Source organism: Micromonospora sp. RB23 (assembly GCF_053585025.1).
This window is the reverse complement of the sequence record NZ_CM132111.1, coordinates 1403515-1424969: the sequence shown is the minus strand read 5'-3', so window position 1 is coordinate 1424969 and position 21455 is coordinate 1403515. Positions and strand designations below refer to the sequence as shown.

Genomic DNA, 21455 nt, shown 5'->3' with positions numbered 1-21455 from the left:
CCGTCTGATCGTCCGGTGGTCGCCCCGGCTCAACCGATCCGGAAGCCGAGCGCCTGCGCGATCACGAGAGCCTGCTCGGCGTCCACGAGCGCGCCCGCCCGCTCGACCGTCGTCGGGTCCAGCGCGGTGAGATCACTGCGCCGCAGGTCGGCGCCACCGAGGCGGCAACGCTGAAGTTGCGCTCCGGAGAGGTCGACACCGGTCACGGTGGCCCCGGTGAGGTTGGCGCCGGTCAGGTCGGCCTCGCGCATCCGCACGTCACTGAGCCGGACGGCGCGCAGGTCCGCGCCGGGCAGCGCGACGAACGACCAGTCGCCGCCGTCGACGCGCAACGGCCGCAGCTCGCACTGGACGAACGTGCTGCCCACCAACTTGCAGCCGGTGAACTCGGCCTCGAAGAAGTTGCAGCGTTTGAAGACACAGCGGGTGAACGCCGAGTCGAGGTGCCGGGACGCGTTGAACCGCACGTTGCCGAACGTGCAGCCGGTGAAGACCGCGCCCCGGGTGACCGCCTCGGTCAGGTCCACGTCGAAGAACTCGCAGGTCACGAACTGGCGGTCGGCCAACTCCTCGCCGTACCAGTCCTCGTGGCGGAAGGTCACGTCCTCGGTCGACTCCGGCATTCGGCCAGGCTAGTGCCGCCGACCGACGCCACCGGGGACCGCCCCTTCCGGTAGCGGCGTACCGGCGAGTAGTTTCGGCGGCGTGAGTGTGGCGCGGAGCAAGGACCCGGACCAGATCGGCTTCGACCCGGCGCGGCTGGCCCGGATCGACGAACACTTCGGCAGGTACGTCGACGACGGCCGGCTCGCCGGCTGGCAGGTGGTGGTCACCCGCCGTGGCGAGGTGGCGCACTCCTCGACGTACGGCCTGCGGGACCGGGAGTCGGGCGCGCCGGTCGAGCCGGACACGCTCTGGCGCATCTACTCGATGACCAAGCCGGTCACCTCGGTCGCGGCGATGATGCTGTGGGAGGAGGGCCGCTTCGAGCTGACCGACGAGATCAGCCGCTGGTTGCCCGAGTTCGCCGACATGCGGGTCTACTCGAAGGGCTCGACGCTCAAGCCGTACACCGTGCCGGCGACCGAGCCGATCCGCGTCTGGCACCTGCTCACCCATACCGCCGGACTGACGTACGGCTTCATGCAGACGTCGGTGGTCGACGGGCTCTACCGGGCCGCCGGCTACGACCTGTACCCGCCCGCGGACGTCGACCTGGCCACGGCCTGCGCGGCCTTCGGCGAACTGCCGCTGCTGTTCCAGCCCGGCTCGGCCTGGGGGTACTCGGTCGCCACGGACGTGCTCGGTCGGCTGGTCGAGGTGGTCTCCGGGCAGAGCCTCGACGCCTTCTTCGCCGACCGGATCTTCGCCCCGCTGGGCATGACGGACACCCGTTGGTGGGTCGAGGGCGACGAGGCCGAGCGGCTTGCCGCGCTCTACGCGCCGGACCCGCGCAGTGGGCGGGCGGTCCGCTACGACCGGCTCGGCGCTCTCGCACACCACAAGCCCGGTCTGCTTTCCGGCGGCGGCGGCCTGATCTCCAGCGCCGCCGACTACCACCACTTCACCCAGATGCTGCTGCGCGGCGGCGAGCTGGACGGCGTACGTCTGCTCGGGCCGCGCACGGTGCGTTTCATGGCCCGCAACCACCTGCCCGGCCACCAGGACCTGGGCACCCTGTCCACCGGCGGCTTCGCCGAGAGCACCCTGGACGGGGTCGGCTTCGGCCTCGGCTTCGCGGTCGTCGAGGACCCGATTCCGAGCCGGGTGCCGAGCAGCGTCGGCGAGTACTACTGGGGCGGGGTCGCCAGCACCGCCTTCTGGGTGGACCCGACCGAGGAGATCACCGCGCTGCTGTTCACGCAGCTCCTGCCGTCGAGCACCTATCCCCTCCGCTCCCAGCTTCGCCAACTCGTCTACGCCGCCCTGGTCGACTGAGGGTGTGGGGTCCGTCGCCCACCTCTGACGGACCCCACACCGCAGCTCAGCCGAGCTGCTGGGCCTGGATCGCGCGGATCTTCGCCGGCTCGCTGACGGAGAGGTTCGAGATCAGGTACGCCCGCACGCTGCCGTCGGGGAACACCGCCCACAGGTCGGCCACACCGTCGGCGTTCATGTCGGCGGCGAGGAGACTGCTGACTGCCACGCCGGTGTTCCAGCCCGCGGCGAGCCGGTACTGGCTGTAGGCGAGCGCGCCGGTCCCGTCGCCGTTGTCGGTCATCGTCACGCCCTGCCACAGGTACAGGTCACCGGTCGTGGCGTTGCGCAGGACCAGTGCCACGCCCGAGGGCAACTGGGTGCTGGCCAGGCTCCAGTTCTGCCAGTCGCTGCCGCCGGTCGGGGTGGCGGTGTTCAGCGAGACCCGGAAGTAGAGTCCCGCCCCCCAGACGCTCGGGTAGTAGGACAGTCGGTAGCCGTTCGTCGTGTCGCCGACGATGCCGATCAGGTCAGGGAAGTCGTCGCCGACGCCGTCCGCGACATACCCGTTGACGAGCTGGATCGGGGAGTTGTCGTGCTCGTCGGCCAGGAATTCCCGCGCGAGGCTGACGGAGGCGTTGTAGGGGCTGGACATCGTACCGTCGCCGAGACCCTTGATGATGACGCCGCCACCGGCGTTGTTGCCACCCGGGTAGTAGGCCAGGAAGTCCTGGTTCGCGGTGCCCCAGAACCTGCCGGTGATCATCTGGGCGCCGTCGAAGTCGGTCGGCGACGCATTGCCGGTGACGCCGTTGCCGTAGATGCCGATGTTCACCGCTGGAACCTTCACCCGGCCGGTGCCGACGCCGGTGGTCGCGTTGATCCGACCCCGCGCCGTCCAGACGCCGGAGTCGAGGCCCGTCGTGGTGCCGCCGGCGGTCACCAGGTCCGGTACGCCGTCACCGTTGAGGTCCTTGTCGACCGGGCCGGTGACGGCGGTGGTCGGCGCGTTGACCGGTGCGGCCTGCGCCGGCAGGGCCGGGACGACGGCGAGCGCCAGGGTGGCAGGCAGCGTCCAGGCGAGCAGCCGGCGACGGGCGGAGAGGTGCTTCATGGATTCCCAATTCAGTCAATGGATCTTGTTCGGCTCACCGTAGTGGACGCACGCCCGTCGTTCCCTCCCCTGAACGCCCGACCGGGTTCGTCATAACCGCATCTCCGGGGCGAGTCGGCCCTAGCCTGGGCTGGTGAGCACCATCGTCGTGTTTGGCGCGGGCGGCACCGCCGGGTCACGGGTCGTCGCCGAGGCCGCCGACCGGGGACACCGGGTGATCGCCGCGGTCCGGCGGCCGGAGGCGACCTCGTACCTGCCGGACGGGGTGCGCACGGTCACCGGCGACGCCACCAGCGAGCGCAGCGTCCGAGAATTGGCGCCGGACGCGGACGCGCTGGTGGTGGCCATCGGCGGCGGCGAGCGCGGGCTGTGGCGCACGGCCGCCGAGACCCTGGTGACCACCCTGCGGTCCATGCCGGCCGCACCCCGGATCATTCATCTGGGTGGCGGGTCCACGCTGCTCACCCCGCGCGGCACCCGCTTCCTCGACGAGCCGGACTTCCCCGAGCAGTACCGGGACTCGGCGATGGGCCAGGCCGACGCTCTGGACTACTACCGCAGCTCCGCCGACGGGGTGCGCTGGACCTACGTCTCGCCGCCACCGCTGGAGTTCCACCCCGGCGACCGCACCGGGCACTACCGCACGGGCACGGATGAGCCGGTCACCGACGACCAGGGCCGGTCGGTGCTCACCTACGAGGATCTCGCGGTCGCGATCGTCGACGAGATCGAGCAGCCCCGCTACGTGAACACGCGCTTCACCGCCGCGTACTGACCGGCAGCGCGGTCAGTCGGCGAGGCGGGCCGGGAAACCGCCGGTGGCGATCGGGCCCCAGGCGTCGATGGTGACCCGGATCAGCGACTTGCCCTGGCGCACCATCGCCGCCCGGTAGTCGTCCCAGTCCGGGTGCTCGCCCGAGATGCTGCGGAAGTACTCGACCAGCGGCTCCAACGCCTCGGGCAGGTCCAGCACCTCGGCCGTGCCGTCGATCTGCACCCACGGGCCGTTCCAGTCGTCCGAGAGCACACACGCCGAGACGCGGGGGTCACGGCGGATGTTTGTCACCTTCGCCCGCTCGGGGTACGTGGACACCACCAGCCGGCCCGCGCCGTCGATGCCGGCGGACACCGGTGAGGACTGCGGTCGGCCGTCGGCCCGGGTGGTCATCAGCACGACACGGTGTCGCGGCCGGAGGAAGTCGAGCAGGGTGTCCCGGTCGACCCGGGTGTTCTTCGCGATGCTGCGCGCCATCACTCGTTCCTACCAGGCCGGCGGCGGTCCCGCGGGCGGTGGGGGGTCAGCGGGGGTCAGCGGCGGTACGGTGCACCGCCTGGGTGGGGACGCGGGGTCGGCCGGCCGGGCGCCAGGCCCGGCCGTTGGCATAGATCACCCGGAAACCGAGGTACGAGGCGAGCGGCGCCCAGTGCGCCGAGCCCATCCGCAGTTCGGCGGCGTTGTGCCGCTGCCCGTTGGCCAACACGTCGAGCAGGACGGTTTCGAAGGCGGCCGATTCAACCCAGTCGACGTCCCGGGTGAAACCGCAGATCAGGGCGGCTCCGGTGACCTCCAGGAACTCGCGCAGCACCGCGTCCGACGCGCGCAGCACCGAGCAACTGCCGAAATAGAGCCGCCGCCCCTCGCAGCGGCCGGCCATCAACTCGGCCACCTCGTTCAGCTCCACCGACTGCCAGTCGGTGAGGCAGAGTCGGCTCGGCTCGCCGTGCATGGCGAAGAAGCCGACGCGGTGGTCGGCGTACTGCTTCAGTAGCCAGCGGTCCAGGAAGTAGAACAACTCGTCGCGGGTCGCCGCGTCCTTGTGGATGAAACGGATCTTGCCCAGCCGTTCGAGCAGTTCGAGGGTGGGCAGCACGGAACCGCGTTCATTGAGGTCGCGGTGCCACTGACCTTCGACACAGAAGACGCCACCGCGTGCCACATGCACCTCCGCCAGTCCGCCGCCCGGTCCTGACGTTACCGGCCGCGCAGCGGCGGGGAACATCACCCTGGGTGCGACCGGATGCGACGTTCGGTGCGGTTCCCGCGCTCCCGGGCCGATCGGGGGAAATGGCTGTTTCGCAAATCAGCCCAATTCACAGGCGACGCCCAGGAACGGGCGAATCATGAGGACAATTCTCGTTATTGCCGCCAACCGCACCGATCAGTGCCAGGGTGGAAATCGCGGGACGTCCCGGTCGATGTCCCAGAGCCACCCCATTCGCTCTCCTATCGGGAGGACTTCTGTGCGCGTAAACACCTTGAAGCGAGTTGCTGTCGCTTTCGCCCTGGCATTGCCCGGGGCAGCGATCGCCTCGGTGGTCGCCGCGCCGGCAGCGTACGCGGACGGCTGCTACACCTGGAACCGCAACCTGTACCAGGGACGATCCGGCGACGACGTCCGTCAGTTGCAGATCCGGGTCGCCGGCTGGGCCGGCTACCGGGACATCGTCGAGAACGACGGCCGCTACGGACCGAAGACCGCCGCCGCCGTGAAGCGGTTCCAACAGGCGTACGGGTTGCGCGCCGACGGCATCGCCGGCCCGCAGACGTACGCCAAGCTCTACCAACTCCAGGACAACGACTGCACGCCCGCCCACTTCACCTACGGCGAGTTGGACAACGGGTGCGGGAGCAGCGGGTGGAGCGGGGGTCCGCTGTCCGCGGCCCAGACCAAGCAGAACGCGCTGCGCACCATGTGGAAGTTGGAGGCGTTGCGCAAGAGCCTCGGCGACAAGCCACTGAACGTGACGAGCGGTTTCCGTAGCCGCGCCTGCAACAACCAGGTCGGGGGCGCCTCGGACAGCCAGCACCTGTACGGCAACGCGGCCGACGTCACCTCACGCACGTCGTCGCTGTGCAAGGTGGCACGGGACGCCCGCAACCGCGGCTTCAGCGGGATCTACGGGCCGGGCTACCCCGACCACGACGACCACGTGCACGTCGACTCGCGGCGCGAGAACAACAGCGACCGCAGCTCGAACACGACGAGCTGGTCCGCGCCGGACTGCGGGATCGGCGGCGGCAACGACTGAACCGACCGGTCGACGTGACGTCGGCCCGACGCGGTGGGGAAACCTCCGCGTCGGGCCGACGCCCTGTCGCCCAGGGCGGAGCGGGTCGTGGGGTGACGCCGCTCAGCTCGCCCGGGGCCAGCGCGGCACGGTGACACCGGGACTCACCGGGCGGCCGGCGGGCGCGGGTCGTACCCCCGTGGGGGTGGGCCGCGCGGCCTGGTGTCGCGCCGGCAGTCCGGCGCGGCCGGGCGCCGGCGGGCCGGGGGGCGTGGCCGGCCGGGCGGCGGGGCGCGCGGACGACGGCCCGGTCGCGGTGAACGGGAAGGGCACGTGCACGAACGGGTTGCCGTGCCGGATCAGCGCCTCGATCTGCCGCTCGTTGAGACCGTGCGCCTCCAGGACCCGACGCCCCCAGCGGTGCAGGCGGCACGGGTAGGACGCGCCGTCGTTGCGGCACAGCGGCCCGGTCGGCCACTCCTCGGCGGTGTGTACGACCACCGCCCGGACGGCGAGCCGGACATCTTCGGGGGTCAGTGGCGCCGGTACCGGCACCTCACCCAGCACCTGGTCGATGGGATCCGTCGACTGCTCACCAGCACGCACGGTAGGCCTCCCGCAGCTCGGCAGCGGTACGGCGGACCCACCGCACCGACATCCTCGGGCAGTGGTACGGCCGGCACCGGACGAAGGTTCAATTCCGGTACGCGGTAAGCAGATCCTCCGGCGACAGCACACGGAGCCCATCGACGGCGGCGCCGCTGCGAGACACGGCAACGGTCGGTACCGATTCGTCGGCTCCGGGCAGCCGGGACCGGTGTAGAAGTAGTCGGCCCAGGTCATGGGCATCGAAGGGCCGGTTCTCCTGCCACTTCACCGAGCCGACGAAGCAGATCCGCTCTGCGACGGGCGCCCGATCGGCACCGACGATGTCGATCTCTGGGTCGTTCGTACGCGTCCAGTAGCCGCCGATCGCCGACGCTTCGGCCGGCAGCGCATCTCCGGGCAGCCGGCGCATGGTCTCGCGGACGACAGGCTCGATCGCCCGGCCCCGCCAGGACGTCCACGACCGCAGGATCCGCTGCAGGGTCAGGTCACCTCGCCCACGCTCGATCTCGGCGAGGTGAGGTCCCAGGAATGACAGCCAGAAACGCAGGTACGGGTCAGCCACCGCATACCTCGTCTCCCGTGACGGCTTGGTCGACAGCGGGACGGTGACCTCCACGGCCCGCTTCCGGGTCAGCAGACCCAGGGCGCGGTTCAGGGACGCCTGCGGTAGGTCCCCCGCCGCACGGGAGATCAGCGTGAAGGTCCGCTCACCGGAGCCGATGGCCCGCAGTACCAGACCCGCCTGGGACTGGGGTGGAAACTCCGCCGCGAGCGCGCGTTCGCCGCTGACCAGCAGGGCCGAGGTCGGATCGCGTACCGCGTCGGCCAGATAGTCGTGCACCGACGCGCCGGTCGGCCACTCGTCGAGGATCAGCGGCAGACCCCCGGACACCAGGTAGGCGTCGAACGCGTCGGCGGCGGAGAGGTCGAGCATGTCGCGGACGTCGGCCGGGCTCAGCGGAGGGACGACCATCTCGGTGGCCCGCTGGTGGAACGGCCGACCATAGTCGTTCAGGGCCTCCATCATGGCCAGGTCCGAGCCGACGCAGATCAGCAGGACCGGCCGCCGGGACAGCTCGCGGTCGAAGACCTTCTGCAGCGTGCCCTCGAAACCCGGATCGCTCGCGATGAGGTACGGCATCTCGTCCAGGACGACGACGCTCGGCCGATCGGTCGGCAGCGCGGCGGCGAGCAGGGTGAGCGCGGCGTCCCAGGTCCGCGGCTGCTGCTCGCTCAGCAGTTGGGCTTCGGGCAACGTGGAGGCGGCCGCCGCTTCCACGAAGAGGGCGAGGTCGGCGACGGCGGTCGGCTGCGCGGAGGCAGTGAAGAAGAGGTAGGGGACCTCAGCCCGCTCGACGAACTCCTCCACGAGCCGGGACTTGCCGACCCGGCGGCGGCCGCGCATGAGCAGCGCGCGTCCCGGCCGACCAGCACGGCCACCGCGAGCTACCCGGGCGAGCATCCCGTCGAGCAGGGCCAACTCAGGCTCTCGTCCTACGAAGCCGTCCATGCAGCCACCCTCGATGCTGTCATTTTTGGAACACTCAAAAATGAGTGTATCAATGACAGTGGTGCAAACCAGGTCGCAAGGTCAGACGAGGTCGGCGTCGTGCACGAGCAGGGCCACCTGGACCCGGTTGTTGAGGTCGAGTCGGTTCAGCAGCCGGGAGACGTACGCCTTCACCGTCGCCACGCTCATGAACAGCTCCCCCGCGATCTCCGCGTTGGTGCGACCCCGACCCAGCGCGACCGCGACCTGCCGTTCCCGCTCGCTGAGCGCGGCGAGCAGGCGCAGCGCCCGTTCCCGTCGCGGATCGGGGCCGGGCAGCCCCGGGTTGGCGGCGGTCACGTGATTGATCAACGTGCGGGTCACCGACGGGGAGAGCATCGTCTCGCCTGCGGCGACCCGGCGTACCGCGTGCACGATGTCCACCGGCGGGGTGTCCTTGAGCAGGAAACCGGCCGCGCCGGCGCGCAACGCCCGCAACACCTGCTCGTCGGCGTCGAAGGTGGTCAGCACGAGCACCTCGGGCGGGTTCGGTTGCCCGCGCAGCGCCTCGGTGGCGGCCAGCCCGTCCACCCGGGGCATCCGGATGTCCATCAGCACGACGTCCGGGGCGTACGCGGCGACCGCCGCGGGAACCTCGCCGCCGTCGGCGGCCTCGCCCACGACCCGCAGGTCCGGCAGGCCGCCGAGGATCATCGAGAGCCCCGCCCGGACCAGCGCGTCGTCGTCCACGATCAGCACCCGCACCGGCTCCGACCCCACCGCGCCGGCTCCATCTCGGGCGCTGGGCAGGTCAGGAGAGCCAGGCCCGCTGGTCGGCGCGGTCACGCCGGCCACGGCAGCCAGGCCGCCAGCCGGAAGTCGCCGGTGTCGTCCCGACCGTAGGCGAGTCGGCCGCCGGCCAGGGTGACCCGTTCACTGATGCCGACCAGGCCGGTGCCCGCGCCCGGTAGTGTGCCGCCGGCCGGAGCGCCCACCGGCCACCGGTTGGCGATCGCCACGGTCAGTCCGGTGCCCGGGCCGCCGGTCACGTCCACGGTGACGGCCGCGCCGGCCGCGTGCTTGCGGGCGTTGGTCAACCCCTCCTGGACGATCCGGTAGGCCGCCCGTCCCAGCGCCGCCGGCACTTCCTCGGGCCGGCCCACACCGTCGCTGACGTTGACCCGCACACCGGCCGTCCGCGACTCGTCGATCAGGGCGGGCAGGTCGGCGAGGGTGGGCTGCGGCGGCTCGGGCGCGTCGCCGGTGCCGTCGTCCTCGGCCCGGAGCACCCCGATGACCTCCCGCAGGTCCTGCAGAGCGGCGTGCGCGCTGGCTCGGATCACCCCGGCCGCCCGTCCGACCTCGTCGGCCGGGGCGTCGGGGCGGAACTCCAGCGCGCCCGCGTGCAGGCTGAGCAGGGAGATCCGGTGGGCCAACACGTCGTGCATCTCCCGGGCGATGCGGGTGCGTTCGAGATGGCGGGCCTGGGCGACCCGCAACTGCTGCTCGGCCTCGGCACGCTCGGCGCGTTCGCGCAGCGAGACGATCAACTGTCGCCGGGCCCGCACGAACATCCCCCAGGCCAACACGGCCAGGGTGATCACCACGCCCCAGGTGGCGGTGAGCCAGTACGGCATCACCGGGTCCGGCCGGAACCAGCTGAACAGCAGATTGGTGAGCAGGCCGAGACCGGTCACCGCCACCGCGACGGCGGTGCGGCGGTGCACCACGACGGTGAAGTACACGATCAGCAGCGGGATCGCGGAGGCCATCGAGAACGTGCTCAACGGCAGGGTGGCCACCGCCAGCCCGAGCGGCCACCGGCGACGCAGCCAGAGCAGACCGCAGCAGACCAGCCCGATCAGGGCGTCGGCAGCCACCATCCAGTCGTGCGGAAGCGGGACGGCCGCCTCGGGAGTGGGCGAAAGGCTGTCGGCGGTGGCGAACAGCACCCAGAGCAGGCTGATGAGGAAGGCCAGGCTGTCCACCACCCAGTCACGGGTGGTGCGACGCGGACGGGCACGCTCCGGCTCCGCCGGCACCACCAGCTCCCCCGGCAGCAGCCAGGGGTGCTCGGGAACGGCGATGCTGGTCATCCGACCATGCTAGGCAGCGACAGGCACCGGCAACCAGCTACCAAAGTCGAGACCCCGTGGTCGACCAAGGTCGACGCGACGCCGACCCGTGGCCGCAGCGGATGGCCGGGCGGCGCGGGCAGGCTCGACCGCATGATCACCGTGGAGAACCTCACGAAGCGGTACGGACCGCACCCGGCGGTGGACGACGTGTCGTTCCAGTGCGAGCCCGGCACCGTCACCGGCTTCCTCGGGCCCAACGGGGCCGGCAAGTCGACCACCATGCGCATGATCTGCGGGTTGACCACACCGACCGCCGGCCGCGCCACCGTCGCCGGGCACCCCTACCGGGAGCTGCCGAACCCGGGGCGGGAGGTCGGCGTGCTGCTCGACGCCTCCGCCCAGCACGCGGGCCGCACGGGCCGCGAGGCGTTGACGCTGTCCGCGTACACCCTGGGTCTGGGCAAGCGCGAGGTCGCCGCGAAGCTCGACCTGGTCGGGTTGAACGCGGTGGCCGCGAAGCGTCGGGTACGGGCGTACTCGCTGGGCATGCGCCAGCGGCTCGGCCTGGCGCAGGCGCTGCTCGGTGACCCCCGGGTGCTGATCCTCGACGAGCCGGCGAACGGCCTGGACCCGGAGGGGATCTTCTGGATGCGGGGTCTGCTGCGCGACTTCGCCGACCGGGGCGGCACGGTGCTGCTCTCATCCCACCTGCTGCGCGAGGTGGAGGCGGTCGCGGACCGGCTGGTGGTGATCGGGGGCGGCCGGATCGTGGCCCAGGGCAGCAAGGACGAGTTGCTGGCCGGCGGCGGCACGGTGGTGCGGGCGCGTGACGGCGCGGCGCTGCGCCGGGCGCTGGACACGGCCGGTCTGACCGCCGCCGACAGCGCCGACGGCCTGCTCGTGCAGGCCGACGCCGAAATCGTCGGCCAGGCCGCGGCCGACGCCGGCGTCGCGCTGGCCGAGCTGCGGCCCGCCGGCAGCGGCGGCCTCGAACAGCTCTTCCTCACCCTGACCGCCGGCGAATCCACCCGGGAGGCCGTCCGATGACCACCACCACCGCGCCCGCCGCCGACGCCGTCACGTCCCGGCGTCATTCCCCGGTACGCCGGCCGTCGCTGCTCCGACTCACCGCTGTCGAGCTGCGCAAGCTCGTCGACACCCGGGCCGGCCGCTGGATGCTGATCACCATCGGCCTCGTCGTCGTCGCGGTCGTCACCCTCCTGCTGATCTACGCGGAGGACGCCGAACAGACCTTCGGCACCTTCTTCGTGACCTCGCTGCTGCCCGCCAACGTGCTCCTGCCGGTGCTGGGCATCCTGTCGATCACCAGCGAGTGGTCGCAGCGCACCGCCCTCACCACGTACGCGCTGGTCCCCCGGCGGGAGCGGGTGGTGACCGCGAAACTGCTCGCGGTGGTGCTGGCCGCGCTCGCCTCCCTGCTGGTCACCGTGGCCGTCGCCGCAGTCGGGACGCTCGTCGCGTCGGCCACGGGCGGTGCGGGCACCTGGCAGGTCGACGCGACCCTGATCCTGAACGGGGCGATCGTCCAGGTGGCCGGGGTGCTGATGGGTGCCGCCTTCGGTCTGCTGCTGCTCAACCCGCCGCTGGCGATCGTCGGCTACCTGCTGCTGCCGACCCTCTGGTCGGTGCTCGGCGGCATGGTCCGGCCCCTGCGCGGTCCGGCCGGGTGGCTGGACACCAGCCGGACCATGGAACCGTTGTTCGGCAGCGATGCGCTCACCGGCGACCAGTGGGGGCGGCTGGCGGTGTCCCTGCTCGTCTGGATGGCCCTTCCGTTGGCCGCCGGCCTGATCCGTACGCTGCGCCGCGAGGTGTCCTGACCATGGACACGGCCGGCTACCGTCCCCGCACCGTCGTCAGCGGCGGCCCACTGGAACTGGCGGTCCTCTGGGGTGGCTTCCCGCTGCTCGGCGCGGGGGCGGGCTGGCTCCTCGCCGCGTCGACCGGGTGGCTGGCCCGGTTGTCCTGGGTGCCGTTCGGCGACCTTCTCAGGTGGTTGGACCGGCTGCCGGAGCCGCAGGCGACCCTCGGCGCGGTGGCCGTCGGCGTCCTGGGTGGCCTGGTCGTCGCCGGGGTCGGCACCGCCGAACGGCTGATCGTCACCGTGGACTCCACGCAGGTCCGGCTGCGCCGCGCCGACCAGGTCCACACCGTCGCGCGGGCCGACACCCGGGTCGCCTTCCTGGCCGACAAACACCTGGTGCTGCTCGACGGCGACGGCGCGGAACTCGTCCGGGAGTCGACGGACCTGCCAGCGGCCCAACTGGCCGCGGCGTTCCGCGCGCACGGCTGGGCCTGGACGGACGAGGACCCCCACCGGTCGGCGTACCGGCTGTGGGTTCCCGACCTGCCCGGCCTGCCGGCCGGCGCGGACGCGCTGCTGCGTGCCCGTGACCGGGCTCTCGGACGGGATCGCCGCGACGACGCGCGGGAGCTGCGCCGGGAACTCGGCCGGCTCGGCGTGGTGCTGCGCGACGAGGGCAGACGTCAGTACTGGCGGACCGTCGCCCCGCGGACGGGACAGCCGACTTCGGCCGAGCGGGAGCGCGAGGGGCGGTAGCGTCAGGCCAGGAGATCCTGGGAGCGCGCGATGACCGAGCAGCAGCCGTACCGGATGGTGTCCCGACACCCCGGCTTCGAGCTGCGCCGCTATCCGGCCCACCTGGTGGCCGAGATGCGGGTCCAGGCGTCGTTCACCCGGGCGCCGATGGAGGCGTTCCGGCCGCTGGCCGCGTACGTCGGTGGCGCCAACCGGGCCCGGCAGCCGGTCGGGTCGGCCGTGCCGACGACGTCGCTGGCCAGCGGCTCGGCGAAGATCCCGATGACGCTGCCGGTCGTCCAGATCGAGGGTGAGCGGCCGGGCGCGTACCTGATCCAGTTCGTCCTGCCGGCCACCGTCACCGCCGCGACGGTGCCCGAGCCGGTGGACGCCCGGGTACGGATCCACGAGGTCGCGGCACAACTGGCGGCAGCGATGCGGTTCTCCGGCCGGTGGACGGAGCAGGCTTTCAGCCAGCGGGCCACCATGCTCGGCCGCGCGGTGACCGCCGCCGGGCTGCAACCCACCGGAGCGATCCGGTACGCGCGCTTCGACCCGCCGTGGAAACCGTGGTTCCTGCGCCGCAACGAGGTCGTGTTGCCGGTCGTGGAGTAGCTGGCGAAAAGAGGGCTCGTCGGTCCCGGCGACGCGATGCCGACCGGCCTAGGCTGACCGGGTCGTCTGCGCGTTCCATGGAGGAGCCATGACCCGGTACGTCGCCCTGCTGCGCGGAGTCAACGTCGGCGCCACCCGCCTCGCGATGGCCGACCTACGTCGGATCGTCACCGACCTCGGCCACGACGACGTCACGACGTACCTGCAGAGCGGCAACGTGGCCTTCGGCAGCACCGTGCGTGACGCGGAGAAGCTCGCCGCCGGCATCGAGCGGGCGCTCACCGACGAGCTGGGGCTCACCGTGCCGGTGCTGGTGCGCAGCGGCCGGGAGCTGGCGGCCGTGGCGGGCGGAAACCCGTACGCCGAGATCGACGACGACCCGAAACGGTTGCTGGTGGCCTTCCTCGCGACCGCTCCGAAGAAGTCGCTGGTCGACGCGCTCACCGTGCCCGGTGGCGAGAACGTGTCGTTCACGGTCACCGGCCGCGAGGTCTTCCTGCACTTCCCCGACGGCGGCTACGGGCGGACGAAGTTCACCAACGCGTACCTGGAGAAGCAGCTCGGCGTGGTGGGCACCACCCGCAACTGGAAGTCGGTGCATGCCCTGGCGGAGCTGGCCGCCGGCTGACCGGGCGGGCGCGGACGCCCGCCCGGGACCGGTCAGAAGTGGTACGCGGTCTCGTACTCGGGGACCAGCACCCGGCTGCGCGGCGAGATGCGACGCACCGCGGCGATCATGTCGTCGAGCCGGGCACGGTCGGTCGGCGCGACGACCGGCGGGTTGCGCAACTCGGTCTCGAAGTTGTCCCAGTGCACCGGCACGACGACCTTCGGGTAGTCCAGCCCGGACAGCAGCCGGGGCAGGTAGTCGCCGGTGGTGGTGGCGCTCTGCATGGCCACCATCGCCACGTCCGGCGCGAGGCCGGTGAGGTTGCGCTCGGCGACGTCGCTCGCCCCGGTGAAGTAGACCGACGGGCCGCGCTCGACGCGCAGCAGGTAGCCCAGCGTGTCGCCCTCCGGCAGGTCCGCGATGGTCGCCGGCCGCGCCGGCTGGCTCACCCGGACCCCCGGAAAGGCAACGGAGTACGACGCGTTGCGGCTGTGCAGCGAGCCGACCACCTCGATCGTGTGGTCGCCGAAGTTCAGCACCTCCCCGCCCTTCACGGCGCTGAGCTGCGTCGCCGGCACCCCGTAGGCCAACCCGAGGTGGTATGCGGTGAGGGTGCCGAACACCCGCGCGCCGGTACGCCCGGCGATGTACGGCACGTCCATGAAGTGATCCCAGTGCGTGTGCGTGACCAGTACCGTGGTGGCCTTCTCGACGCGCGGGCCGATCACGTCGGTCCGCACGGTCAACGGGGTGGCCGTGTTGAACGCGCCCGTGAACAGGCCGGTGTCGATCCGGCTGAGGAACGGGTCGACCAGGACGGTCCGGTCGGCGATGTCGATGCGCCAGCCGGCCGTGCCCCACCAGCGGAAGCTGACCGCCCCCTTGCCACGGGCGGGTGCGGGCGCGGCGGCCGGGGGCGCGGCCTGGGCCGGGGTGGCCGAGGTGGCGGCGAGTCCGCCGGCGGAGACCAGTGCGGTGGTGGCTGCGGCGTCGCGCAGGAAGCGACGGCGGTCGAGGTTGGGCATGTGGATCTGCTCCCCGTGTTCGGGTGATCGGTCGGCAACGAGCCAACCAGCGCCACCACGGTCAGGTCCAAGATCGAACGCTCGCACCACCGATACGTCAACGCATATCGGAGCTGTTCAGCGCAGGGTGAGTCACCGCTGGACACCCCGGAAATCAGTCGCCGCGCAGCGCCTCCACGGCGGTGCGGGCGGCCCGACCGACGGCCAGGTCCACGTCGATCCGGCGCGGGGCGAGGTCGTCCGCGCGGGCGAAGACGGCGATCCCGTACCGGCCGCCGTCGGGGTACTCGGCGACTCCGGCCTCCAGGTGCAGTCCGGGCAGCGTGCCGGTCTTGCCGGACACCCGCACGGCGGGCGGGAAGCCGGCGGCCAGGCGGGTCCAGAAGAGCTGCCGGGCCATCCAGGCGCGGACCATCCCGCACGCCGACGCCGGCCCGGCCTCGTCCCGCCAGATCAGAGTGAGCAGTTGGGTGATGTCCCGCGCCGTACTGGACGTGGTGCGCTGCGGGTCGAAGACCCGCATGGCCCGGACCTCGTCCGCCGGCAGGGTCGGGAAGATCCGTGCGAAGTCCGCCTCGGTACGCGCCCCCACGTCGGCGAGCATCATCTCGACCAGCTCCCGTGGGCCGCCGAGGACGCGGGTACGGGTGAGGCCAAGCTCGGCGGCGAGCATCGGCAGCAGGTCCGGGCCGACACGGCGCAGCAGCAGGTCGGCGGCGGTATTGTCGCTGACCGACATGGCGAAGTAGGCGAGGTCCCGCAACGACACCTCGGCGTCGTCGGCGCAACCGGCCAGCCCCCATCCGCCGAGCCGGTCGGCGGCGGTGACCAGGACCCGTTCGGTCGGATCGAGTTGACCCGCGTCGACCTGCCGGGCGAACTCCAGCACCAGCAGGATCTTGAAGATCGACGCGATCACCACCTGCTCGTCGGCCCGCAACCCGATCTCCCGGCCCGCCGCGTCCAGGTCCACGACGTGCAGGCTGGCGGTCACCCCGGCGTCGGCGAAGATGGCCTCGATCCGCTCCCCCACGTTCACCCCGGCACGGTATCCAGTGGCGGTGCTCCGACGCTGGCGTAGGGTCCGGCCGTGGACCTGCTCCGACATCTGCGGCACTTCGTGGTGGTCGCCCACGAGCTGCACTTCGGACGGGCCGCCGAACTACTCGGGATGGCCCAGCCCCCGCTGAGCCAGTCGATCCAGCGGCTGGAACGGGAGCTTGCCGTCGAGCTGTTCGACCGCTCCCGCCGACAGGTACGGCTCACCACCGCCGGCGGTCTGCTGCTCGCCGAGGCGGAGGAACTGCTCGCCGGCGAGGGCCGCCTGCGCAACCTCATGGTCCAGGTCCGCGCGGGCGAGCTGGGCGTCCTGCGCGCCGGTGTGCCGCCGGAGACCCCGGCGGTGACGCTGCGGGCGCTGCTGGACCAGCTCGCCACCCGTGCGCCCGGCCTCGACGTGGAGCTGCACGAGCTGACCACCGCCGAGCAGGTGCGGATGCTCGGCGAGCGGAGCCTGGACGTGGGGCTCGTGCACCATCCCGTCGATACGGACGGACTGCGCTTCGGCGCCCCTGTCGACGTACCGCTGGGGGTGTTGCTGCCGCGGACCTCGCCGCTGGCGCGCGGCCGGGCGGTGCCGCTCGCCGCGCTCACCGGCCTGGACCTGGTGGCCGCGCCCCGGGCCACCGCGCCGGGCTGGCACGACCACCTGCTCGCGGTGTGCCGACGGCACGGGTGGCGGCCGGCGCGGGTACGGCCCGCCCGGAACCCGGAGTTCCTGTTCGGGCTGGTGCTGGCCGGCGGCGGTGTCGCGGTGGAGCCGGCGGCCCTGGCCCGCCGGGAACCGCGGATCGCCTGGCGACCGCTCGTCGACGTGTCGCTCGCCAGACGCACCTCGGCGGCCTGGCCGCAGCGGTCGGCGCACCCGGCAGCGCCGATGGTCGGGCAGCTCGCCGCCGAGGTGCTGGCCACCGCCGAGCCGGTGCCACCCACGTCGCCGTCGGCACCGGCGGCACGGCCCTGGCCGGTCTTGTTCGACACGACCGGGTGAACCGAATCGGCGTTGCGCTCGTCACCTCGCTTTGGGCGGTGAATCCTCCAGCCGCCCGGGTATGGATAACGGGTAACGAAGACGCGAAGGAGCCGCAGTGGCACTCACGATTCCTGACATCAGCCTGAACGACGGCACCACGATTCCGCAGCTCGGCTTCGGGGTGTTCCAGATCGAGCCGAAGGACACCGCCGCGGCGGTGTCCACGGCGCTCGAGGTGGGCTACCGGCACATCGACACCGCCGAGATGTACGGCAACGAGGCCGAGGTCGGCGAGGCCGTCCGCACGTCCGGCCTCGACCGCGGCTCGGTGTACGTGACGAGCAAGTTGAACAACGGCTTCCACCGGCCGGACGACGCCCGCAAGGCGTTCGACTCGACGCTGTCGGCGTTGAAGATGGACTACATCGACCTGTTCCTGATCCACTGGCCGCTGCCGACCCTGTACGACGGCGACTACGTCTCGACGTGGAAGGTGCTGGAGGAATTCCAGCGCGACGGCCGCGCCCGCTCGATCGGCGTGTCGAACTTCCAGGTGTCGCACCTGCAGCGACTGGCCGACGAGGCGAGCGTGGTGCCGGCGGTCAACCAGATCGAGGCGCACCCGTACTTCACCAACGACGAGGTTCGCGCGTACGGCCGCGAGCACAACATCCTCACCGAGGCGTGGTCGCCGATCGCGCAGGGCAAGGTGCTGGACGACCCGACGGTGGTCGACATCGCCGAGCAGGTGGGTCGCACCCCGGCGCAGGTCGTGCTGCGGTGGCACGTGCAGCGCGGCGACATCATCTTCCCGAAGTCGACCACGCCGAAGCGGATCGAGGAGAACACCGGGATCTTCGACTTCGAGCTGGACGACGCGGCGATGGAGCGGATCACCGGACTGGACAAGGGCGAGGCCGGGCGGCAGGGCCCGAACCCGGACACCTTCGCCTACGTACCCCGCTGACCTGCGGCTGACGCTGCCCCGGAGTGTGGACTCCGGGGCAGCGCGCTGTTCGCGCGCAGGTCAGCTGTCGACACGCTCGGCGAGTCGGCGGAACACCGCCTGGGTAGGCGAGTCGGGCGTGGCGACGTAGACGATCAACCGCTGTTCGGTCTCCGGCACCAGCAGCACCCGGCACTCGAACTCGAGCGGTCCCAGCTCGGGATGGGCCACCCGCTTCACCACGGGACGGCGCTCCCCGACCTCGTGCTCGGCCCACAGTTCGGCGAAACGCGGCGAGGCGCCGAGCAGTTCGGTGACCAGCTCGCGGATCGCCGGATCGGCCGGGTAGCGGCCGTAGGCGGCCCGCAGGTCCGCGACCGTGGTGTGCACGAACCGGCGCGTGTCGCCGTCCGACCAGTGCGCGTCCGAGATCGGTTGCCGGAAGGTCCAGCGGATCATGTTGCGCTCGGCGTGCGGCACGGCCGCGAGATCCCCCACGAAGTGCGTGGCCAGCCGGTTCCAGGCCAGCACGTGGTACGCGGCGTCGACGAGGTACGCCGGGGTCTCGGTCATGGCGTCGAGCAGGTGCCGCAGCCCGGGCGGCACCTCGCGGCTCGGGCCGACGGCCGGCGGCGGGTTCTCCCCGGCGACCCGGAACAGGTACTCCCGCTCGTCGCGGTTCAGCAGCAGCGCCCGGGCCAACGCGGCGAGCACCTGCCGGGACGGGTGCGGCCCCCGGCCCTGCTCCAACCGGATGTAGTAGTCGATCGACATGCCGGCGAGCTGGGCGACCTCCTGCCGACGCAGCCCGGGCGTTCGCCGCCGTACCCCGTCGGGGAGGCCGACCTCGGCGGGCCGCAGGCGGGCGCGGCGAGCGCGGAGAAACGCCGCCAGTTCGTTGCGTCGCAGGCCGCTGCTCGTCATGCGTCCAGCATGCCCCGTGCCACACCGCTCAGGGTGGTACCGCCGGTCCCAGCCTCGCGGCGTCTCTCCCCGGCGGCCGTCGTAGGGCGAAGGCTCGGCGGCATGACGAACACGACCGCCCTGATCACCGGGGCCAACAAGGGAATCGGCCTCGCCACCGCCCGGCAGCTCGGCGCCCTCGGCATGACCGTGCTGCTGGGCGCGCGGGACGCCGAGCGGGGCCACGCCGCGGAACGGGAGCTGCGCGACGGCGGCGCGGACGCGGTGTTCGTGCCGCTGGACGTCACCGACGCCGCGTCGGTGGCCGCCGCCGCGAAACTCGTGGCGGACGGGTACGGCCGGCTCGACGTGCTGGTCAACAACGCCGGCATCGTGCTCGCCGACGGCACCCGAGGGCTGCCCAGCGAGACGACGGTGGCGACGATGCGCCGGCTGTACGAGACGAACGTCTTCGGCCCGGTGGCGGTCACCAACGCGCTGCTGCCGCTGCTACGGCGGGCGCCGGCGGCGCGGATCGTGAACGTCTCCAGCGAGGTCGGCTCGATATCCGTGATGACCGACCCGGACGGCGCGCTGTTCGCGTTGACCTCCGTGCCGTACCCGTCGTCGAAGGCGGCGCTGAACATGCTCACCGCCATGTACGCCAAGGAGCTGCGGGACACCCCGATCAAGGTGAACGCCGCGAACCCCGGCTACTGCGCCACCGATTTCAACGGCAACAGCGGCTTCCGTACGCCCGAGCAGGGCGCCGAGGTGAGCGTGCACCTGGCGACGTTGCCGGCGGACGGGCCGAGCGGGCTGCTCTGGGGCTTCCAGATGGACGCCGGTGGCGGGTACGGCGTACTCCCCTGGTGAGGCGAGGGCTTGACCTGGAGTGCGCTCCAGATACCAGGGTGGTCCTCGGGCGCCCACCGGCAGGGCGCACGGAAGGAGATCCCATGCGGTACCGCACGATCGGCGCCGACCCGGCGACCCGGCGCGAGGTCAGCGTGCTCAGCCTCGGGGCCATGCTGTTCGGCAGCACCACCGATGAGGCCACCTCGTACGCGATCCTCGACCGGTACGTCGAGGCGGGCGGCACCTTCATCGACACCTCGGACAACTACGCGTTCTGGGTCGACGGCTCGCAGGGCGGCCAGAGTGAGGAGCTGCTCGGGCGGTGGCGGCGCAGCCGGGGCATCGGCACCGAGATCGTCATCGCCACCAAGCTGGGCGCCCGCCCACTGGCCCCCGGCACCAGCTACCTGGACAACGCCGAGGGCCTGTCGGCGAAGGTGATCCGCGAGTCGGCGGAGCGCAGCCGTGACCGGCTCGGCGTGGAACGACTGGACCTGCTCTACGCACACATCGAGGACCGGACGGTGCCGCTCGCGGAGACCGTGGAGGGCTTCGCCGAGCTGGTCGCCGAGGGGACGGTGGGCCTGTTGGGGGCGAGCAACCACCGCGCGTGGCGGGTGGAACGGGCCCGCGCGCTCGCCGCGGCCGCCGGTCTCCCGGGGTACGAGGTGCTCCAGTACCACCGCAGCTACCTGCCCAACCGCACCGACCTGATCAGCGAGCTGGACCCGGATGGCGAGCCGGGCGGTGTCAGCGGCGACCTGCTCAGCTATCTGCGCGCCGAGCCGGAGCTGACCCTCGTGGCGTACTCGCCGCTGCTCAAGGGGGCGTTCAGCCGGGCGGACAAGCCGCTCAGCGCCGCATACGACCTGCCGAGCGCGCCCCGGCGGCTGGCCGCCCTGCGCGAGGTGGCCGGGCAGACCGGCGCGACGGTGAACCAGGTGGTGCTCGCCTGGTTGCTGGGCGGCGACCTGCCGTCGATTCCGCTGGTGGGCGCCTCCTCGGTGGCCCAGCTCGAGGAGAGCCTGGCCGCCGTGGAACTGGAGTTGACCGCCGAGCAGCGGCACCGTCTCGACACCACCTGGTGACCCTGCGACGGCCGTCCCGCCGATCTCAGTCGTCGGTCGGCGGGGCGGCCAGGTCGAGCTGCCAGTCGTTCACACGCATCAGGTGCCCGGGCGGGTACTCGAATTCCGTCTCTCCCAGCAGCGTGAAGCCCGCCTTGCGGCAGACCGCGTTCGAGGCGGGATTGTCGACGGACGGGTACGCGTGCGCGTGGCGCCGGTCCCCTCGGGCGCGGGCCACGTCGAGAGCCGCGCGCACCGCGGCGGTGGCCAGCCCCTGCCCCCGGTACGCGGGCAGCACCGCCCAGCCCAGCTCGTACACCGGTTGGTCGCGCCACTCGCGGGCCCAGTAGCCGACGCTGCCCGCCCGCGCGCCGTCCGGCAGCACCACCGTGAACATGCATCCCTGCCCGCCCTCGGCGAAGCGCACGTACCGGTCGTGCCGGGCGAGCACCTGCTCGTCGGTCTCGGGGCCGCCGGTGTGTCGGCGCGTGTCCGGTGAGTTGAGCTGCCGCAGCAGATCGAGATCACTCTCGTGCCACGGTTCGATGCGTACCTGCGTCATTCCGTCCCTCTCGTCGACCCCAGTCAAGCCGATACCACCGACATTCCTGCCGGAACAGCGC

Annotated in this window: 24 protein-coding genes; 12 read left to right on the top strand and 12 right to left on the bottom strand. The window is 72.0% G+C overall.

Annotation, left to right across the window (positions count from 1 at the left end):
• Positions 1-29: 29 nt before the first annotated feature.
• Complete coding sequence (locus ACTFTM_RS06635; protein WP_449564962.1) at positions 30-623, bottom strand: pentapeptide repeat-containing protein; 594 nt, start codon at positions 621-623, stop codon at positions 30-32.
• A gap of 82 nt (positions 624-705) precedes the next feature.
• On the opposite strand from ACTFTM_RS06635, the gene ACTFTM_RS06630 reads away from it, so the two are divergent.
• Positions 706-1938 (top strand): serine hydrolase domain-containing protein, encoded by a 1233-nt coding sequence (locus ACTFTM_RS06630; protein WP_449564961.1) that lies wholly within the window; start codon positions 706-708, stop codon positions 1936-1938.
• A 46-nt stretch (positions 1939-1984) separates the two neighbouring features.
• Here the strand turns inward: ACTFTM_RS06630 and ACTFTM_RS06625 are convergent, their stop codons facing one another.
• The gene (locus ACTFTM_RS06625; protein ID WP_449564960.1) at positions 1985-3031 is read right to left on the bottom strand and encodes a hypothetical protein; all 1047 of its coding nucleotides are present in this window, start codon (positions 3029-3031) and stop codon (positions 1985-1987) included.
• Positions 3032-3164: 133 nt separating this feature from the next.
• Here ACTFTM_RS06625 and ACTFTM_RS06620 point away from each other — a divergent pair, with 133 nt between their 5' ends.
• Positions 3165-3806, top strand: coding sequence for an NAD(P)-dependent oxidoreductase (locus ACTFTM_RS06620; RefSeq protein WP_449564959.1), 642 nt, complete (start codon positions 3165-3167; stop codon positions 3804-3806).
• 12 nt (positions 3807-3818) lie between these two features.
• On the opposite strand, the gene ACTFTM_RS06615 is transcribed toward ACTFTM_RS06620, so the two are convergent.
• Both ACTFTM_RS06615 and ACTFTM_RS06610 read right to left on the bottom strand, forming a co-directional pair.
• Complete coding sequence (locus tag ACTFTM_RS06615) at positions 3819-4283, bottom strand: PPOX class F420-dependent oxidoreductase (RefSeq protein ID WP_396801425.1); 465 nt, start codon at positions 4281-4283, stop codon at positions 3819-3821.
• A gap of 46 nt (positions 4284-4329) precedes the next feature.
• Entirely contained in the window at positions 4330-4968 is a 639-nt protein-coding gene (locus ACTFTM_RS06610) for a DUF6642 family protein (protein WP_357127766.1), read from the bottom strand.
• 304 nt (positions 4969-5272) lie between these two features.
• Between ACTFTM_RS06610 and ACTFTM_RS06605 the strand changes: the two genes are divergently transcribed.
• A complete protein-coding gene (locus tag ACTFTM_RS06605) occupies positions 5273-6061 on the top strand; it encodes a D-Ala-D-Ala carboxypeptidase family metallohydrolase (protein ID WP_449564958.1) in 789 nt (262 codons plus the stop codon).
• A 102-nt stretch (positions 6062-6163) separates the two neighbouring features.
• On the opposite strand, the gene ACTFTM_RS06600 is transcribed toward ACTFTM_RS06605, so the two are convergent.
• The 4 genes from ACTFTM_RS06600 to ACTFTM_RS06585 all read right to left on the bottom strand — a co-directional run bounded on the left by ACTFTM_RS06600 (position 6164) and on the right by ACTFTM_RS06585 (position 10234).
• The gene (locus ACTFTM_RS06600) at positions 6164-6646 is read right to left on the bottom strand and encodes a hypothetical protein (protein WP_449564957.1); all 483 of its coding nucleotides are present in this window, start codon (positions 6644-6646) and stop codon (positions 6164-6166) included.
• An 88-nt stretch (positions 6647-6734) separates the two neighbouring features.
• On the bottom strand, positions 6735-8159 hold the full coding sequence (locus ACTFTM_RS06595) for an ATP-binding protein (protein ID WP_449564956.1): 1425 nt from the start codon (positions 8157-8159) through the stop codon (positions 6735-6737).
• 81 nt (positions 8160-8240) lie between these two features.
• Positions 8241-8852: a response regulator gene (locus tag ACTFTM_RS06590; protein WP_449566559.1), complete on the bottom strand. Its 612-nt coding sequence runs from the start codon at positions 8850-8852 to the stop codon at positions 8241-8243.
• A gap of 128 nt (positions 8853-8980) precedes the next feature.
• A complete protein-coding gene (locus ACTFTM_RS06585; RefSeq protein ID WP_449564955.1) occupies positions 8981-10234 on the bottom strand; it encodes a sensor histidine kinase in 1254 nt (417 codons plus the stop codon).
• 132 nt (positions 10235-10366) lie between these two features.
• Here ACTFTM_RS06585 and ACTFTM_RS06580 point away from each other — a divergent pair, with 132 nt between their 5' ends.
• From ACTFTM_RS06580 to ACTFTM_RS06560, 5 genes are all read left to right on the top strand, one after another.
• Positions 10367-11263, top strand: coding sequence for an ABC transporter ATP-binding protein (locus ACTFTM_RS06580; protein WP_449564954.1), 897 nt, complete (start codon positions 10367-10369; stop codon positions 11261-11263).
• Complete coding sequence (locus tag ACTFTM_RS06575) at positions 11260-12057, top strand: ABC transporter permease (RefSeq protein WP_449564953.1); 798 nt, start codon at positions 11260-11262, stop codon at positions 12055-12057. The genes ACTFTM_RS06580 and ACTFTM_RS06575 overlap by 4 nt, the downstream gene beginning before the upstream one ends.
• Positions 12058-12059: 2 nt before the next feature.
• Positions 12060-12797, top strand: coding sequence for a YqeB family protein (locus ACTFTM_RS06570; RefSeq protein ID WP_449564952.1), 738 nt, complete (start codon positions 12060-12062; stop codon positions 12795-12797).
• A gap of 30 nt (positions 12798-12827) precedes the next feature.
• Positions 12828-13391: an SOUL family heme-binding protein gene (locus tag ACTFTM_RS06565; RefSeq protein WP_449564951.1), complete on the top strand. Its 564-nt coding sequence runs from the start codon at positions 12828-12830 to the stop codon at positions 13389-13391.
• An 88-nt stretch (positions 13392-13479) separates the two neighbouring features.
• Entirely contained in the window at positions 13480-14019 is a 540-nt protein-coding gene (locus tag ACTFTM_RS06560) for a DUF1697 domain-containing protein (protein WP_449564950.1), read from the top strand.
• A gap of 32 nt (positions 14020-14051) precedes the next feature.
• Here ACTFTM_RS06560 and ACTFTM_RS06555 read toward each other — a convergent pair whose 3' ends face one another.
• Entirely contained in the window at positions 14052-15026 is a 975-nt protein-coding gene (locus ACTFTM_RS06555; protein WP_449564949.1) for an MBL fold metallo-hydrolase, read from the bottom strand.
• A 154-nt stretch (positions 15027-15180) separates the two neighbouring features.
• On the bottom strand, positions 15181-16065 hold the full coding sequence (locus tag ACTFTM_RS06550) for a serine hydrolase (protein ID WP_449564948.1): 885 nt from the start codon (positions 16063-16065) through the stop codon (positions 15181-15183).
• Between the two features lie 51 nt (positions 16066-16116).
• On the opposite strand from ACTFTM_RS06550, the gene ACTFTM_RS06545 reads away from it, so the two are divergent.
• Both ACTFTM_RS06545 and ACTFTM_RS06540 read left to right on the top strand, forming a co-directional pair.
• A complete protein-coding gene (locus ACTFTM_RS06545) occupies positions 16117-17076 on the top strand; it encodes a LysR family transcriptional regulator (RefSeq protein ID WP_449564947.1) in 960 nt (319 codons plus the stop codon).
• Between the two features lie 97 nt (positions 17077-17173).
• Complete coding sequence (locus ACTFTM_RS06540; RefSeq protein WP_449564946.1) at positions 17174-18025, top strand: aldo/keto reductase; 852 nt, start codon at positions 17174-17176, stop codon at positions 18023-18025.
• Positions 18026-18085: 60 nt separating this feature from the next.
• Here ACTFTM_RS06540 and ACTFTM_RS06535 read toward each other — a convergent pair whose 3' ends face one another.
• Positions 18086-18928, bottom strand: coding sequence for a helix-turn-helix transcriptional regulator (locus ACTFTM_RS06535; RefSeq protein WP_449564945.1), 843 nt, complete (start codon positions 18926-18928; stop codon positions 18086-18088).
• Between the two features lie 102 nt (positions 18929-19030).
• Between ACTFTM_RS06535 and ACTFTM_RS06530 the strand changes: the two genes are divergently transcribed.
• Together ACTFTM_RS06530 and ACTFTM_RS06525 are read left to right on the top strand one after the other, a co-directional pair.
• Positions 19031-19783 (top strand): SDR family oxidoreductase, encoded by a 753-nt coding sequence (locus ACTFTM_RS06530; protein ID WP_449564944.1) that lies wholly within the window; start codon positions 19031-19033, stop codon positions 19781-19783.
• A gap of 83 nt (positions 19784-19866) precedes the next feature.
• Positions 19867-20853: an aldo/keto reductase gene (locus tag ACTFTM_RS06525; RefSeq protein WP_449564943.1), complete on the top strand. Its 987-nt coding sequence runs from the start codon at positions 19867-19869 to the stop codon at positions 20851-20853.
• 25 nt (positions 20854-20878) lie between these two features.
• Here the strand turns inward: ACTFTM_RS06525 and ACTFTM_RS06520 are convergent, their stop codons facing one another.
• Positions 20879-21394 (bottom strand): GNAT family N-acetyltransferase, encoded by a 516-nt coding sequence (locus tag ACTFTM_RS06520; protein WP_449564942.1) that lies wholly within the window; start codon positions 21392-21394, stop codon positions 20879-20881.
• Positions 21395-21455 lie beyond the last annotated feature (61 nt).

Coding starts and splice junctions, on each gene's coding strand:
- ACTFTM_RS06635 (WP_449564962.1), bottom strand. CDS start 623: ATGCCGGAGTCGACCGAGGACGTGACCTTCCGCCACGAGGACTGGTAC.
- ACTFTM_RS06625 (WP_449564960.1), bottom strand. CDS start 3,031: ATGAAGCACCTCTCCGCCCGTCGCCGGCTGCTCGCCTGGACGCTGCCT.
- ACTFTM_RS06615 (WP_396801425.1), bottom strand. CDS start 4,283: ATGGCGCGCAGCATCGCGAAGAACACCCGGGTCGACCGGGACACCCTG.
- ACTFTM_RS06595 (WP_449564956.1), bottom strand. CDS start 8,159: ATGGACGGCTTCGTAGGACGAGAGCCTGAGTTGGCCCTGCTCGACGGG.
- ACTFTM_RS06590 (WP_449566559.1), bottom strand. CDS start 8,852: ATGATCCTCGGCGGCCTGCCGGACCTGCGGGTCGTGGGCGAGGCCGCC.
- ACTFTM_RS06585 (WP_449564955.1), bottom strand. CDS start 10,234: ATGACCAGCATCGCCGTTCCCGAGCACCCCTGGCTGCTGCCGGGGGAG.
- ACTFTM_RS06580 (WP_449564954.1), top strand. CDS start 10,367: ATGATCACCGTGGAGAACCTCACGAAGCGGTACGGACCGCACCCGGCG.
- ACTFTM_RS06575 (WP_449564953.1), top strand. CDS start 11,260: ATGACCACCACCACCGCGCCCGCCGCCGACGCCGTCACGTCCCGGCGT.
- ACTFTM_RS06570 (WP_449564952.1), top strand. CDS start 12,060: ATGGACACGGCCGGCTACCGTCCCCGCACCGTCGTCAGCGGCGGCCCA.
- ACTFTM_RS06565 (WP_449564951.1), top strand. CDS start 12,828: ATGACCGAGCAGCAGCCGTACCGGATGGTGTCCCGACACCCCGGCTTC.
- ACTFTM_RS06560 (WP_449564950.1), top strand. CDS start 13,480: ATGACCCGGTACGTCGCCCTGCTGCGCGGAGTCAACGTCGGCGCCACC.
- ACTFTM_RS06555 (WP_449564949.1), bottom strand. CDS start 15,026: ATGCCCAACCTCGACCGCCGTCGCTTCCTGCGCGACGCCGCAGCCACC.
- ACTFTM_RS06535 (WP_449564945.1), bottom strand. CDS start 18,928: ATGACGAGCAGCGGCCTGCGACGCAACGAACTGGCGGCGTTTCTCCGC.
- ACTFTM_RS06530 (WP_449564944.1), top strand. CDS start 19,031: ATGACGAACACGACCGCCCTGATCACCGGGGCCAACAAGGGAATCGGC.
- ACTFTM_RS06525 (WP_449564943.1), top strand. CDS start 19,867: ATGCGGTACCGCACGATCGGCGCCGACCCGGCGACCCGGCGCGAGGTC.
- ACTFTM_RS06520 (WP_449564942.1), bottom strand. CDS start 21,394: ATGACGCAGGTACGCATCGAACCGTGGCACGAGAGTGATCTCGATCTG.